The following is a 13761-nucleotide window of genomic DNA, read 5'->3' as shown; positions in this document are numbered from 1 at the left end:
CAACTGGTAGACCGTGAGTCCGCACACCTGGAGGCGCGGTCACGGGTTGCGAGACGGCCTCGGACGCAGCGCCACGGCCCCCACCGCGGCCGTGCCGGCCGTGACCACCGCGAGCGAGCCGAGCGCGACGGGCAGGCTGACGGCGACGGCGACCGCGCCGACCAGCAGCGGCCCTCCGGCGTCGCCGATCTCGCGGCCGAGCTCGGCGGCACCCATCGTGCGACCCATCCGCTCCGCCGGCGTCGAGGCGGCGAGGTGCGCGAACGCGAGCGGTGTCGCGACGCCGATGCCGAGCCCGACGAGCAGCGCCGCCGCGTACACGGTGACGGCGTGCGGCGCGACGGCCACGAGCAGCGTGCCCGCCGTCACGAGCGCCAGCCCGGTCGGGGCGCCTCGCCGGGTGTCGACGTGCCCCGCGTCGCGGAGCCGGCCGACGACGGGCTGCACCACGGTGGACGCGAGCGCGAGGACCGTGACCGCTGCCATGCTGGCCACCGGGTCGAGCCCGGCCCGCGTCGCCACCAGCGGCAGGAACCCGACCGCGACACCGAGCGCCGCTGTCGCCGCGGCGAGCACCGCGGTCGGGACGAGGAAGGTGGGGTCGGCGACCTGGCGCACCACGTCGGCGACCGTGGCACGCGGCCGCGGCAGGACCGCGATGGGCGGCAGCGCGACCGCGGCCCACACCGCAGCGCCCGCCGCGAGCACGGTCAGCGTGACGAACAGGGCGCGCATCCCGCCCACCGCCAGCAGCCCGGCGCCGAGCAGCGGACCGACCGCGTAACCGAGGCTCTTCCAGGCGCCGTACCGACCGAAGTACCGACCGGCGGCACCGGGACCGGCGAGACGGGCGACGGCCGCGGACGACGCCGGGGAGAACGCCGACGCCGCCGCGCCCTGGCCGAGCCGGGCGAGGGCGAGGACCGCGGGCGTCACGAGCACGGCGCCGAGGAGCGACACGGCGGCGAACGCGAGCAGACCGCCGACGACGAGGCGCTTCACGCCGACCCGGTCGCTCAGCGCGCCGAACAGCGGCTTGAGCAGCACCTCCGCGACGTCGTACAGCGCGAGCACGGCGCCGAACGAGAGCAGCGTGAGCCCCACGTCGTCGGACCGGACGCCCAAGGCGGCCGCGACGCCATGCGCACCGAACGCCGTCGTGAAGCCCGCGAGGTACAGCGGGGCGACGACCGTCGCGGCGACGGAGGGGGACGGCGTGCTCACCTCCCGACCGTACAGAGCGGCGACGCGGCGCCCCTCCCGCCGGCCACCACGCCATGACGCGACGCCCCGGGGACGGCAGACTCCGACCATGGGCGCACACATCCCCTGGGTGCTCCACGTGGACCTCGACGCGTTCGTCGCGGCCGTCGAGGTGCTGCGCCACCCGGAGCTCGCCGGGAGGCCCGTCGTCGTCGGGGGCCGCGGTGACCCCACGGAACGCGGCGTCGTGTCCACCGCGTCGTACGAGGCGCGCGCGTTCGGCGTGCACTCGGGGATGCCGCTGCGGATCGCGGCGCGCAAGCTGCCCGACGGCGTGTTCCTGCCTGTGGACGCCGCCGAGTACGACGCCGTGTCCGGGCGGGTCATGGACGCGCTGAGGTCGCTGGGCGTCGTGGTCGAGGTGCTCGGCTGGGACGAGGCGTTCCTCGGCGTCGAGACCGACGACCCGCAGGCCGTGGCCCGCAGCGCGCAGAGGGCGGTGCTCGAGGGGACACAGCTGCACTGCTCGGTCGGCATCGGCGACAACAAGGTCCGCGCGAAGATCGCCACGGAGTTCGGCAAGCCCGCAGGGACCTTCCGGCTGACCGCCGACAACTGGTTCGAGGTGATGGGCCACCGCCCCACCATCGAGCTGTGGGGGGTGGGCACGAAGGTGTCGAAGCGGCTGACCACGCTCGGCGTCACGACCGTGCGCGAGCTCGCCGCCGCCCCGACCGACGCGCTCGTCGGCGAGTTCGGGCCGAAGATGGGCCTCTGGTACCACCAGCTCGGGCAGGGGCTCGGCCCGACCACGGTCGACGACTCCCCGTGGGTCCCGCGCGGTCACAGCCGCGAGACGACGTTCCAGCAGAACCTCACGACGCCCGACCAGGTGCGCGAGGCCGTCGACGAGCTCGCGCGTGCCGTCGTCGAGGACGCGGCGCAGGACGGCCGCCCCGTGGTCCGCGTCGCGCTCAAGGTGCGCTACGCGCCGTTCGTCACGAAGACCACGAGCCGCAAGCTGCCGCAGCCGACCCGCGACGGCGCGACCGTGGCCGCGGCGGTGTCCGCGCTCGCCGAGGCGCTCGAGGACCGCGAGGTGCGGCTGCTCGGGGTGCGCGCCGAGATGGCCATGCCGGACGAGGGCGACCCTGTCGACCGGACTCCCGTGCGCGGGCGGATCTAGGCACACGGCCACCTGCTGCACGTCGAGCATCCCCTGGAAGCCGGGGATGACCTCGTGAAGTCGGCCGGGGCCTACTCGTCGGTCGGCTCGCCCGACGCCTGGGGCGCGTGCCGGTCGAGGAAGGCGTACACCTCACGCGCGTCGACCCCCGGGAACGCCCCGGTGGGCAGCGCGGAGAACACCTGCTGGTGGATACGGGCGCTCGGCCACGACGCGTCCTGCCAGCGGGCGGCCGCCGCGGCACCCGGTCGCCGGCAGCAGCCCTCGTCGGGGCACGTCGACCGGTGACGGTCGGTGGTGTCCCGTCCGCGGAACCACGTCGCGTGCGCGAACGGCACACCGACGGCGAGCGACAGCGTGCCCGTCGTGCCCGAACCGGTCTGGGTCGAGCACCAGAACGTGCCCGCGGGCGTGTCGGTGTACTGGTACGACTCGGACGACCGGTCCCGACGCGTCAGCGCGCGCCGCACGCCCCAGCTCCGACACACGAGCTGGCCTTCGATCGCGCCGGTCACGTCGGTGGGCAGCGGCAGCCCGTCGTTCGCGTAGGCCCGGTAGATCGCACCGTCGCCGCCGATCCGCACGAAGTGCACCGGGATGCCGAGGTGGTGCGTCGCGAGGCTGGTGAACCGCTGCGCGGCCGCCTCGTGCGTCACGCCGAACGCGTCGCGAAGGTCCTCGATCGCGAGGTCCTTCTCGCGCTTGTGCTGTGCGAGGTGGGCGACCGCGGCCGACTCCGGCATGAGGCAGCACGACGCGAAGTACGTGATCTCCATGCGCTGACGCAGGAACTCCTCGTACGAGGAGGGGCGCTCGTGGCCGAGCACGCGGTGCGCGATGGCCTGGAGCGCGAGCGACCGCAGCCCGTGACCACCCGGCGCGGACGCGGGCGGGAGGTAGATGCGGCCGTTCGCCAGGTCCGTGACGGTCCGGGTGGAGGTCGGCAGGTCGTCGACGTAGACGATGACGAACCCGAGCTGCTCGGCCATCCGCGTCACGGTGCGGTGCGTGAGCGCGCCGGAGGTGTACCCGGCCTTGCGCGCCATCTGCTCGGCGAGCCGCTCGATGTCGGGCAGGTGGTTGTCGCGCTCCTGACGCTCGAGGCGGATCTGGGTGTTGGCGCGCCGTGCCTCCTCGGGGGTGGCGACCGCCTCGAGCTCCCGGCGTGCGAGCTCGGCGTGCAGGCCGACGAGCTGCTCGAGGACGGGCAGCGGGAGGGTGCGCCCCGGGCGGACGGTCGGCAGCGCGAGACGCTCGAACCCGGCGGACCGCTGGGCGCGGTCGAGGGCGATCTCCAGGGCGGCGCGTCGCGTCGGCGGCTCGGCCTCCAGGAGGTCGGCGACGGTCACGTCGAGCGCGTCCGCGATGCTCCGCAGGAGCGCGAGCCGGGGTTCCCGACGGCCGTTCTCGACGAGCGACAGGACGCTGGGGTTCACGCCCACCGTGCGGCCCAGGGCGTCGAGCGTGAGCCCGCGCGCGGTGCGCAGGTGCCGGACGCGACGTCCGAGGGTGAGGGCGTCGGGGGTGCCGTGCAGGCCGGCCTGGTCGCGCTGCTCCGTTCCCACGATCCTCACTGTATGGCAAGAATCCACAAACTTGACGGGTGAGCCGCCCCGCAGAGCCCGCGTGCTTGCCATGAGATGGAAGAACACGCACGAACGCTGGAGGAGACCCGGACATGACGATGCTCGCGCCCCACCCGACCACGCCCCGCAGCCGCCCGGCGGTCCGCACGCTCGCCGACGTCACGTCCGTGGCCCTCACCGGCGACGTGCGCGCCTGGGTCGCCGCGGTCGCCGAACTCGTGCAGCCCGACGCCGTCGTCTGGTGCGACGGGTCGGACGCGGAGCGGCGCAGCCTGATCGGGCACATGGTCCGCACCGGCACCCTGCTCCCCCTCGACCCGGAGCTGCGGCCAGGCAGCTACCTGGCGCGCTCCGACCCCGACGACGTCGCCCGCGTCGAGTCGCGCACGTTCATCTGCCCGCGCGACCCCGCCGACGCCGGCCCCACGAACAACTGGCGCGAGCCGGCCGCCATGCGGGCCGAGCTCGAGACGGTGTTCACGGGCACCATGCGCGGCCGGACGATGTACGTGGTGCCGTTCTCGATGGGCCCCGTGGGCGGTCCGCTGTCGCGCGTCGGCGTGCAGGTCACGGACTCGCCGTACGCGGTGGTGAGCATGCACGTCATGACGCGGGTCAGCCGGGACGTGCTCGACCTCATCGACGCCGGCGAGCCCTTCGTCCCCGCGGTGCACTCGGTCGGCGCGCCCCTGCTCGACCGCGACGGCACGCGGCACGACGACGTCCCGTGGCCGTGCAGCGCGACGAAGTACATCTCGCACTTCCCGGAGACGCGCGAGATCTGGTCGTACGGGTCGGGCTACGGCGGCAACGCGCTGCTCGGCAAGAAGTGCTTCGCACTGCGCATCGCGTCCGTGATGGGCCGCGACGAGGGCTGGCTCGCCGAGCACATGCTGCTCGTCCGCCTCACGTCGCCACAGGGCCGCCGGTACCACGTCGCGGCCGCGTTCCCGTCGGCGTGCGGCAAGACGAACCTCGCGATGCTCGTGCCGACCCTGCCGGGCTGGCGCGTCGAGACGATCGGCGACGACATCGCGTGGCTGCGCCCCGGCCCGGACGGCTCGCTGCGGGCCATCAACCCGGAGGCAGGGTTCTTCGGCGTCGCACCGGGCACCGGCGTGACGACCAACCCCGCCGCCGTCGAGACCCTGCGCCGCGACACGATCTTCACCAACGTCGCCCTCACCCCTGACGGCGACGTCTGGTGGGAGGGCCTGACGCCCGAGCCGCCGCCGCACCTCGTGGACTGGACCGGTCGGGACTGGACGCCCGAGGACGGCGCCGCGGGTCGGACTGCCGCGCACCCGAACTCGCGCTTCACGGTCTCGGCGGCGCAGTGCCCGACGATCGCCGACGGCTGGGACGACCCCGAGGGCGTCACGCTCGACGCGATCGTGTTCGGCGGCCGCCGCGCCACCAACGTCCCGCTCGTCACGCAGGCGGAGAGCTGGGCGCACGGCGTGTTCATGGGCGCCACCATCTCGTCCGAGCGGACCGCCGCCGCCGAGGGGCTCGTCGGCGAGCTGCGCCGCGACCCGTTTGCGATGCTCCCGTTCTGCGGGTACGACATGGCCGACCACTGGGCACACTGGCTGCGGATCGGCGACCGGCTCGACGCCGACCGCCGGCCGCTCGTCTTCCAGGTGAACTGGTTCCGCAAGGGCGACGACGGCCGCTTCCTCTGGCCCGGGTTCGGCGAGAACTCACGGGTCCTCGCGTGGATCGTCGAGCAGGTGGACCGCACGCGCGGACTGCGCACCGACGTCGGCGCCGTCACCAGCCCCGTCGGGCTCCTGCCCGCGCCGGGCGCGCTCGACACCCACGGGCTCGACGTGTCGGACGCCGACCTGGCGCGGCTGTTCGAGATCGAACCCGACGCCTGGGCAGTCGAGGCCGACCTGACCGAGGAGTTCTTCGCGACGTTCGGCGACCGCGTGCCGCCCGAGCTACGGGAGCGGCTCACGCGTCTGAGGGCCGAGCTCGACCGCGCGCGCTGATCTGCCTGCGGCCACCACGTCGACGTCGTGGGCGGCGCGAGCGCGCGGGTAACGACCTCGTTTCCGCCATGGCGACCGCCGCTGCACCCGGCGTAGCGTCGATCGGACCAGCAGGCGTCACGGGCGACGAGAGGCGGTCGGCAGCAATGAGCATGATGGCGGACATGATGGGTTCGATGACCATGCCGGACACGATGGGCATGGACATGACGATGATGCAGCAGTGCGTGGAGGCCTGTTCGGCCGCGTCGATGGCGGCCACGATGTGTGCCGACGCCGACGCCGGCGAGAACATGGGCCGCTGCGCGTCGATGTGCATGAGCTGCGCCGACGTCGCCACGGCGACCATGCGCATGATGATGCGCCCGAACGGCTACGACATGGGCGTCATGCGCTCGATGATGACGGCCTGCATGGCGATGGGTGAGGCGTGCGCGGCGGAGTGCGACATGCACGCCGACATGTCCGAGCACTGCCGCATCTGCGCGTCGGCGTGCCGCGCGATGGTCTCGGCCTGTCAGGCCGCGATGGGCTCGATGGCCACCGCCTAGCGGCTCAGTCCTCGGGGTCGGCGAGCGCGCGGGCCGAGAACCACGCGCCGCCGACCGCGAGCACCTCCGCCACGGGGTGCACGGCGACCGGCTCGCCGATCTCCGGGCGGGCGCTCGTCGACAGGACGCGCACGCCACCGTCGAGCAGCACGACGGTCAGCGCGTCCTGCTCGTGCGCGGCGACCAGGCCGTCACGCCAGGCGCCCGGCGACGCGTTGGCGACGATCGACTGGATGGGAAGGACGTCGGTACGGGCGTGGTGGGCCACGTCAGCTCCAGGGGTGTGTCTGCGGAAGTCGAGTCGGGCTCCGCACCGTCGCGCCCCGTGAGGCGGCGTTCGGACGGCGTCGGGCTACGCCGCGGAGCGGCGGGACTGGTCCACACCCACCGGCCAGGCATGACGCCTGCGGGGGCTCCTCAGAGCTGGATGGACCGGCGCGACGAGGTCGTCAGCGACACATTCGACACAGACACCGGCGCGTCGACACGGCGTCGACGAGGTCCGCGCGGAGCGCGACCTGAGGCTCGGTGCTGGCGATGGGCATGCATCGAGTGTCCACAGGGGTCCACATGCTGTCAACGGTGCCCACGTGGCGAGACAGGACCGCCCGCGAGCGCCGGCGAGCCCCCGCGCCCCGACCTGAGGGACGCGGCACGGGGGGCTCGGTGCGGGCTCAGGCGCCGCAGCGGAGGTAGATGTAGATCGGCCAGTGGTGGTCGTAGGTGACCGGTCCGTCGTCCCAGTTCACGTCGAACAGGATCTCGCCGGTGTACTCGGTCGCGAGCAGCCGCTGCTCGCCGCGGATCGTCTCGCCCGGCTCGATCCTGCTGGGCAGGCCCACGAGCGGGCGGCTCGCGGGGTAGGCCCGGACGTTGCCGATCGTGCCGGCGACGTCGGCGTGGTTGGTCAGCTCCCAGGTGACGACCCACTGGCCCGCGACGGCGTCGCACTGCGCGAGTCCGCGGATGTCGATGTGGCGGTCGTTGGTCGCGCTCGCGGGCGCAGCGGCGAGGGCGACGACGGCGGCGAGTGCCACCAGGCACCCGGCGGCACGGCGGACGGCGGTCGAGAGGTGGTGCATGGACTCCCCCAGATGTCGTTGCTCGGGCTCTCGGATCGTTCGGCTGCCGAAGAAGGTCCCCACGTGTCTTGAGGGTGAGAGCGCTCTCAGAGCGCGTTTCGCGTGAATTGTCGTGACGGCCCGAGCGCGATGTCAAGGCACGCCGTAGGCACCGGGACCCGGTGGCCCGGCGGCGACCGCGAGCCGACCGAACAGACGCCCTCGTGCTGGTCACACGCCCGCGGAGTTACCCGAGGCGGGTGATCCGCCCGGCACCGCCTCGGCCCAGGATCGGGACGAGTCGACCCGTGACCTGCAGACGAGAGGAACCGAGCATGGCCGAGAACCGCAGCAGCCTGGCGGTGGGAGTCACCGTCTTCGCCGCGACCCTGATGATCATGATCGGCTTCCTGCACGCGATGCAGGGCTTGGTGGCCCTGTTCAACGACACGTTCTTCGTGGTGCGGGAGGACTGGATCTTCTCCTTCGACATCACGACGTGGGGCTGGGTGCACCTGCTGCTCGGCGTTCTCGTCGCGCTCGCGGGGTTCGCGCTCTTCAACGGCGCGGTGTGGGCCCGGACGGTCGGCGTCGTCGTCGCCGTGCTCAGCGCTGTCGCGAACTTCATGTGGCTGCCGTACTACCCGATCTGGGCGCTCGTCATCATCGCGCTCGACGTCTTCGTCATCTGGGCGCTCACCGTGCACGGACGCGACATCGTCGCGCAGGTCTGACTCTCACCCACGCCGAGGGAGGCGGCCTGACCCGCTGCCCTCCTAGCGTCGAGAACACCCATCGCAACCGAAGGAGCACCACCATGTCGGACGAGGTCCTCATCGACGCCGCCGCCATCAGCGACGGCGCGTACACCCTGCTCATCGCCGACTTCGCCGACACCGACGTCGCCTGGCAGGCGTACGAGGCGATCAAGGAGGCGGAGGACGGCTCGACCGTCAAGGTCGAGGGCGCCCTGGTCGTGAAGCGCGAGGTCGGCGGCAAGGTGGAGGTGCTCACTGCGACCGACCACAGCACGCGTCGCGGGCTCACGTGGGGCGTCGTCGGCGGCGTCGCGCTCGGCCTGATCTTCCCGCCGTCCATCCTCGGCAGCGCCGTCGCCCTCGGCGCCGTCGGGGCGGCGACCGGCAAGGGGCTGGAGATCCGCAACCGTCGCGGGCTCGAGGACGACCTCAAGGACGCGATCGAGCCCGGCCACTCCGGGATCCTCGTGCTCGTGTCCGACCCCGCGGTCGTCGAGCTCCGCAAGGCGCTGGAGAAGGCCGAGGGCATCGTCGAGAAGGCCGTCGACAAGGCCGAGGCGGCCGAGCTCAAGGCCGCGGCCGACGAGGTGGCGGCCGCGGAGGCGTAGGCCGACACTGGCGACCGGGCGGTGCCGCACCGTCCCCTGTGACGGGCGGAGGACGCTGTGCACCGGAGCCGGGTCTCGACCTTGCTGATCGACGTCCCGGTGGACGGGGCCGCACGGGCGGCCGCCTTCTGGGCGGCCGCCCTCGGCGTGGAGGCACGGCCCGTGCCCGGCGAGGAGCAGTTCACCTCGCTGGGGAGGGCGGTCTCCGGGCTGGTCACGTCGGTGCAGGCGGTCGACGACACGCCGCGCTACCACCTCGACATCGAGTCCGACGACGTCGCGGCGGAGACCGACCGCCTGCTCGCGCTCGGGGCCGTCGAGGTCGGCGGCTGGCTCGAGTGCCGGACGCTGCGCGTGCCGGGTGGCCACCTCGTGTGCGTGATCCCGGTGCACAGCGACCCCGACGAGTTCGCCGGGGCGGCCCACGTCTGGCCCTGACTCAGTCCGTCGGTGTGACCTCGACGAGCGGGCTCTGCGCCATCATCAGCTCGACGTCCGTGCGACCCCAGCGGGCGGCGGCGGCCTCGATGAGCGGACGTCGCTCCTGCGGGTCGTCGACGGCGCGCGCGAGTGCCGGGACGTCGGCGTGCACACCGCGCTTGAGGTGCACGACCACGTGCGGGTCCGCCTCGATGTTGCGCAGCCACGCCCGCTTCTCGGGCAGGGGCATACCTGAGATGAAGAGCCGGCCGTCGAGGTCGTGCAGGAAGATCTCGATCCGCCGCGGCTCGCCCGTGCGGCGACCCGTGGTGGTCAGGTCGATGACCTGGCTGCGGTGCAGCGCGTCGGCGACGGACGGGTCCATGGGCGGCCTCCTGGTCAGGCGTCGGTGACGGCGGTGAGCTCGGTGCCGCCGTCCGGCCATGGTGCCTCGCCACGACCGAACCGGTAGCTCTTGCTCGTGTCGTACGCGCCGACGCCCGTGATCACGAGGACGTCACCTGGGCGGACGTCGGCGGGGAGCCGCAGCCCCGCGTGCAGGACGTCGGTCTCCATGCAGGTGCGGCCGAGGACCCGTCCCGTGCCGCCGACTCGCACGAGAGCAGAGCCCCGACCCGGTCGCACGAGGAACCAGTCGTGACCGCTCCGGCCGACCTCCGGGGCGTCGGCGATCGACGCGTCGACCACGACGTCGGTCGCCCCCCGCTCGCCGCGCACGGCGAGGACGCGCGTCACGAGCGCCGCGAGCGGCTGCGCGACCGCCCGACCGGGTTCGAGCACGACGTCGTCCAGCGCGGTCAGCCGGCCGCGCGCCGCGGCGAGGGCCGGCGGCAGGTGCGGCAGCAGCTCGCGGAGCAGGTCGTCGGGCTCCCAGCCGCCGCCGAGGTCGAGGCACCGCACCGGCCGGCCCGACCGGCGCTCGAGCGCGACGCCCGCCGTGACGACCTCGTCGACGACGCGCCACCACCGCGCGGCGCCGACCTCGCGCGCCGGCACGTGGACGTGCAGGCCGACCCGCACGTCTGGCCGCAGGTGGGACAGCGACCCGGCGACGGCGTCGAGGACCGACGGGTCGTGGAGCTCCACGCCGAACCGTGACACCACGCCGGGCGGGCGGACGCGCACGCCCACGACCCCGGCCACCGGCGCACCGTCGTGCGGGCGGGCCGTGACGTCGCGCAGCTCGTCGACCGAGTCGCAGAACACCGCCGCGAACGGGCCCGGCGTGACCGGGACGGGCCACCACTTCGCGGGGCCGTTGAGCACGACCCGGTCGGGCGCGAAGCCCACGCCGACCGCGTGCTCGACCTCGAGCTGGCTGATGGCCTCGACCAGCAGTCCCTCGTCGCGTACCGCGCCCAGCAGACGACGGTCGGGGTTCGTCTTGACGCTGTACGCCGCGCGTACCCGGAGCCCGTCCATCGCTGCCGCGTCCACCATGCGCCGCACGCGGGCGACGTGCGCACGCGCGGCCGACCCCAGGTGCACGCGCAGGGGTGTCAGCGCGGGGTCGAGATGCGGGAGCACGTCAGCTGGGAGCTCACGCGTGGAGTGCGCCGGCTCGCGCCCGTCCACGGGCGGCTCCGTCGCCCGTCGCTCCCCCTCGGCCCCCGTCGGCGGCACCCACCCAGCGTGGCGCCCGCGCGGATGCCGTGTCCACCGGCTCCGGGGCGGGCTGCCCGTGGGGTGGCGCGATCGGGAAGACCTGGTACGACTGGAGTCTCTCGTCGCCTTGACCCTGGAGGTCCTCGTGCGCGCGTCCCGTCGTCCCGGCATGCTCGGCGGGCTCGCCGCCGCGGCAGCCGTCGCCCTCGTCGTCGGTGCGGCACCGGCGTCGGCCCACCACCCGCGCCCGGGCGACAAGGTGCCCGTCGCCGTCGGGAGCGGGGGCGCCGTCACCACGGTCGACGCCGACGCCACCCGCGTCGGCCTCGACGTGCTGCGTCGGGGCGGGAACGCCGTCGACGCCGCGGTCGCGGCGGCCGCGACGCTCGGCGTCACCGAACCGTTCTCGTCGGGGATCGGCGGAGGCGGCTTCTTCGTCTACTACGACGCCGCGACCGGCCAGGTGCACACGATCGACGGGCGCGAGACCGCGCCGCAGGCGATGCAGAGCGACGCGTTCGTGGAGGACGGCGTGCCGATCCCGTTCGCCGACGCGGTCACGTCCGGGCTGTCCGCCGGCGTCCCCGGCACGCCCGCGACGTGGGCGACCGCCCTCGAGCAGTGGGGCACGCTCGACCTGCGCCGAGCGCTGCAGGGCGCCACCCAGGTGGCTCGGCGAGGCTTCGTGGTGGACCCGACGTTCGCGAGCCAGGTCGCCTCCAACGCGGCCCGCTTCGCCGCGTTCACGTCGACCGCGCAGCTCTACCTCCCCGGCGGCGCTCCGCCGGCCGTCGGGTCGGTGCTGCGCAACCGGGACCTCGCGAACACCTACGACCTCCTCGCCCGCCACGGCGTCGACGCGCTGTACACCGGCCGGCTCGCGCAGGAGGTCGTGGACACGGTGCATCGTCCGCCCGTCGCTCCGGGCAGCACGCTCGTGGTCCGGCCCGGGCTCCTCGAGACCTCGGACCTGGCCTCGTACGAGGCGCTGCTGCGCGACCCGACGCACGTGCAGTACCGCGGGCTCGACGTGTTCTCGATGGGGCCACCGTCCTCCGGCGGGTCGACCGTGGGTGAGGCGCTCAACATCCTCGAGACGAGCGACCTCGGCGCGCTCGGCACGACCCAGGCCCAGCACCGATACCTCGAGGCGAGCGCCCTGGCGTACGCGGACCGCAACCGGTTCGTCGGCGACCCGGCGTTCGTCGACGTGCCGCTCACCGAGCTGCTCTCCGACGGGTTCGCGGCCGAACGGGCCTGCCTGATCGGCCCGACGGCCGCGACCAAGCCCGTCGCACCCGGCAGCCCGGACGGCGACTACGCCGCGTGCGGCGCGCCCGCGGCGGTCGGCGCGGACGGCACCGACGGGCAGTCGACGACACACCTGACGACGGCCGACCGGTGGGGCAACGTCGTGTCGTACACGCTCACCATCGAGTCGATCGGCGGCAACGGCATCGTCGTGCCGCACCGCGGGTTCCTGCTCAACAACGAGCTCACGGACTTCAACTTCACCGACACCCAGGGCGGGCTCGACCCGAACCTCCCCGCACCCGGCAAGCGGCCGCGCAGCTCGATGGCGCCGACGATCGTCCTGCAGGGCGGCACCCCGCTGCTCGCGCTCGGCTCACCGGGCGGCGCGTCGATCATCACGTCCGTGCTGCAGGTGCTGATGAACCGGCTCGACCTCGGGATGGACCTGCCCGCCGCCGTCGCCGCGCCGCGTGCGTCCCAGCGCAACAGCGCGTCGGTGCAGGCCGAGCCGCAGTTCCCGCGGACGGAGCTCGCTGCGCTCGGGCACACGTTCACCGACACCCCCGAGCTCGGCGCCGTGACCGCGATCGAGTTCCTCGGCCACGGGCGACAGCTCGCCGTCGCCGAGCCCGTGCGACGCGGTGGCGGGAGCGCGGCGGTCGTCTGGCCCGACAGGGGCCGCTGAGCGCGGCCGCCGGATCAGACGGCGAGCGCCTCCTTCAGGAAGGCGACGTCGTCGGCCTGCCCCTCGGCGGGGGTCTCGACGACGGCGTCGCAGCCGGCTTCCCGAACCACGTGTGCGATGAGCTCGGGCGGGATCGTCCCGTCGGCGAAGCTCGCGTGCCGGTCGCGGCCCGAGCCCGCCTCGTCACGCGAGCTGTTCGCGTGCACCAGGTCGATGCGGGCCGTGATCGCCCGCACGCGGTCGACCACCGTCTCGAGGTCCTCGCCCGACGCCCACGCGTGGCACGTGTCGAGGCAGAACCCGACGTCGTACTCCCCGATCGCGTCCCACAGCAGCGCGATCCGGTCCAGCGTCCGGGCGCACGCGTTCTCGCCGCCCGCGGTGTTCTCGACGAGCACGCGCACGGGGAACGTCGCGCGCTCGAACGTCTTGCGCCAGTTCTCGATCCCGACCGCGATGTCGTCGCCGTCCCCCACGTGCCCGCCGTGCACGACGAGGCCGCGGGCCTGCAGCTCGGCGGCCGCCGCGGAGTGCTGGGCGATCATGTTCCGGCTCGGGATGCGGATCCGGTTGTTCGTCGACGCGACGTTCACCAGGTACGGCGCGTGGACGTACACCCCGAGGCCCGAGTCGAGGATCGCGGCCGCGTCGTCGCGCGGCGCCGGCTTCTTCCAGCCCTGCGGGTCCGCCAGGAACACCTGCACGGCCTGCGCGCCGAGCTCGGCGGCGCCAGCCACCGGGTCGCCGCCGCGCACGTGCGCGCCGATCAGCACCACGTCGTTCTCCCCTCGGTGTCGGTCCGGACGGACCACGCGCCAGGCTAGAC

The 13761-nt window shown here is 73.9% G+C and carries 14 protein-coding genes; 7 read left to right on the top strand and 7 right to left on the bottom strand.

Annotation, left to right across the window (positions count from 1 at the left end; all coding sequences use genetic code 11):
- Positions 1–39 precede the first annotated feature (39 nt).
- Complete coding sequence (locus J7523_RS07680) at positions 40–1224, bottom strand: MFS transporter (RefSeq protein ID WP_291884407.1); 1185 nt, start codon at positions 1222–1224, stop codon at positions 40–42.
- 88 nt (positions 1225–1312) lie between these two features.
- Between J7523_RS07680 and J7523_RS07675 the strand changes: the two genes are divergently transcribed.
- Positions 1313–2389 (top strand): DNA polymerase IV, encoded by a 1077-nt coding sequence (locus J7523_RS07675; RefSeq protein WP_291884404.1) that lies wholly within the window; start codon positions 1313–1315, stop codon positions 2387–2389.
- 71 nt (positions 2390–2460) lie between these two features.
- On the opposite strand, the gene J7523_RS07670 is transcribed toward J7523_RS07675, so the two are convergent.
- Positions 2461–3954 carry an XRE family transcriptional regulator gene (locus J7523_RS07670; protein ID WP_291884401.1) on the bottom strand — a complete coding sequence of 498 codons (1494 nt, stop codon included), beginning with the start codon at positions 3952–3954 and terminating at the stop codon, positions 2461–2463.
- Positions 3955–4067: 113 nt separating this feature from the next.
- Here J7523_RS07670 and J7523_RS07665 point away from each other — a divergent pair, with 113 nt between their 5' ends.
- Both J7523_RS07665 and J7523_RS07660 read left to right on the top strand, forming a co-directional pair.
- A complete protein-coding gene (locus J7523_RS07665; protein WP_291884398.1) occupies positions 4068–5972 on the top strand; it encodes a phosphoenolpyruvate carboxykinase (GTP) in 1905 nt (634 codons plus the stop codon).
- A gap of 146 nt (positions 5973–6118) precedes the next feature.
- Positions 6119–6523: an aldehyde dehydrogenase gene (locus tag J7523_RS07660; RefSeq protein ID WP_291884395.1), complete on the top strand. Its 405-nt coding sequence runs from the start codon at positions 6119–6121 to the stop codon at positions 6521–6523.
- A gap of 4 nt (positions 6524–6527) precedes the next feature.
- On the opposite strand, the gene J7523_RS07655 is transcribed toward J7523_RS07660, so the two are convergent.
- Positions 6528–6791: a hypothetical protein gene (locus J7523_RS07655; protein WP_291884392.1), complete on the bottom strand. Its 264-nt coding sequence runs from the start codon at positions 6789–6791 to the stop codon at positions 6528–6530.
- 406 nt (positions 6792–7197) lie between these two features.
- Positions 7198–7605, bottom strand: a complete 408-nt coding sequence (locus J7523_RS07650; RefSeq protein WP_291884390.1) for a hypothetical protein — start codon at positions 7603–7605, stop codon at positions 7198–7200.
- A gap of 314 nt (positions 7606–7919) precedes the next feature.
- Between J7523_RS07650 and J7523_RS07645 the strand changes: the two genes are divergently transcribed.
- From J7523_RS07645 to J7523_RS07635, 3 genes are all read left to right on the top strand, one after another.
- A complete protein-coding gene (locus tag J7523_RS07645) occupies positions 7920–8318 on the top strand; it encodes a hypothetical protein (RefSeq protein ID WP_291884387.1) in 399 nt (132 codons plus the stop codon).
- An 83-nt stretch (positions 8319–8401) separates the two neighbouring features.
- Entirely contained in the window at positions 8402–8950 is a 549-nt protein-coding gene (locus tag J7523_RS07640) for a DUF1269 domain-containing protein (RefSeq protein WP_291884385.1), read from the top strand.
- Between the two features lie 57 nt (positions 8951–9007).
- On the top strand, positions 9008–9388 hold the full coding sequence (locus J7523_RS07635; protein ID WP_291884382.1) for a VOC family protein: 381 nt from the start codon (positions 9008–9010) through the stop codon (positions 9386–9388).
- Between the two features lies 1 nt (position 9389).
- On the opposite strand, the gene J7523_RS07630 is transcribed toward J7523_RS07635, so the two are convergent.
- Positions 9390–9755 (bottom strand): nitroreductase family deazaflavin-dependent oxidoreductase, encoded by a 366-nt coding sequence (locus tag J7523_RS07630; protein WP_291884380.1) that lies wholly within the window; start codon positions 9753–9755, stop codon positions 9390–9392.
- A 14-nt stretch (positions 9756–9769) separates the two neighbouring features.
- Positions 9770–10966, bottom strand: coding sequence for a hypothetical protein (locus J7523_RS07625; RefSeq protein WP_291884378.1), 1197 nt, complete (start codon positions 10964–10966; stop codon positions 9770–9772).
- Between the two features lie 199 nt (positions 10967–11165).
- Here J7523_RS07625 and ggt point away from each other — a divergent pair, with 199 nt between their 5' ends.
- The gene (ggt, locus tag J7523_RS07620) at positions 11166–12935 is read left to right on the top strand and encodes a gamma-glutamyltransferase (RefSeq protein WP_291884499.1); all 1770 of its coding nucleotides are present in this window, start codon (positions 11166–11168) and stop codon (positions 12933–12935) included.
- Between the two features lie 14 nt (positions 12936–12949).
- On the opposite strand, the gene J7523_RS07615 is transcribed toward ggt, so the two are convergent.
- Positions 12950–13711: a deoxyribonuclease IV gene (locus J7523_RS07615; protein WP_291884376.1), complete on the bottom strand. Its 762-nt coding sequence runs from the start codon at positions 13709–13711 to the stop codon at positions 12950–12952.
- Positions 13712–13761 lie beyond the last annotated feature (50 nt).

It is taken from the genome of Cellulomonas sp. (assembly GCF_017744555.1).
Taxonomy (GTDB): Bacteria; Actinomycetota; Actinomycetes; order Actinomycetales; family Cellulomonadaceae; genus Cellulomonas.
Note: the sequence above shows the minus strand (reverse complement) of the source record. Positions and strands in the feature narration are given on the sequence as shown.

Bases quoted from the DNA above. Each gene is read 5' to 3' on its own strand.
- J7523_RS07675 (WP_291884404.1), top strand. From the start codon at position 1,313: ATGGGCGCACACATCCCCTGGGTGCTCCACGTGGACCTCGACGCGTTC.
- J7523_RS07665 (WP_291884398.1), top strand. From the start codon at position 4,068: ATGACGATGCTCGCGCCCCACCCGACCACGCCCCGCAGCCGCCCGGCG.
- J7523_RS07660 (WP_291884395.1), top strand. From the start codon at position 6,119: ATGAGCATGATGGCGGACATGATGGGTTCGATGACCATGCCGGACACG.
- J7523_RS07650 (WP_291884390.1), bottom strand. From the start codon at position 7,605: ATGCACCACCTCTCGACCGCCGTCCGCCGTGCCGCCGGGTGCCTGGTG.
- J7523_RS07645 (WP_291884387.1), top strand. From the start codon at position 7,920: ATGGCCGAGAACCGCAGCAGCCTGGCGGTGGGAGTCACCGTCTTCGCC.
- J7523_RS07640 (WP_291884385.1), top strand. From the start codon at position 8,402: ATGTCGGACGAGGTCCTCATCGACGCCGCCGCCATCAGCGACGGCGCG.
- J7523_RS07630 (WP_291884380.1), bottom strand. From the start codon at position 9,755: ATGGACCCGTCCGTCGCCGACGCGCTGCACCGCAGCCAGGTCATCGAC.
- ggt (WP_291884499.1), top strand. From the start codon at position 11,166: ATGCTCGGCGGGCTCGCCGCCGCGGCAGCCGTCGCCCTCGTCGTCGGT.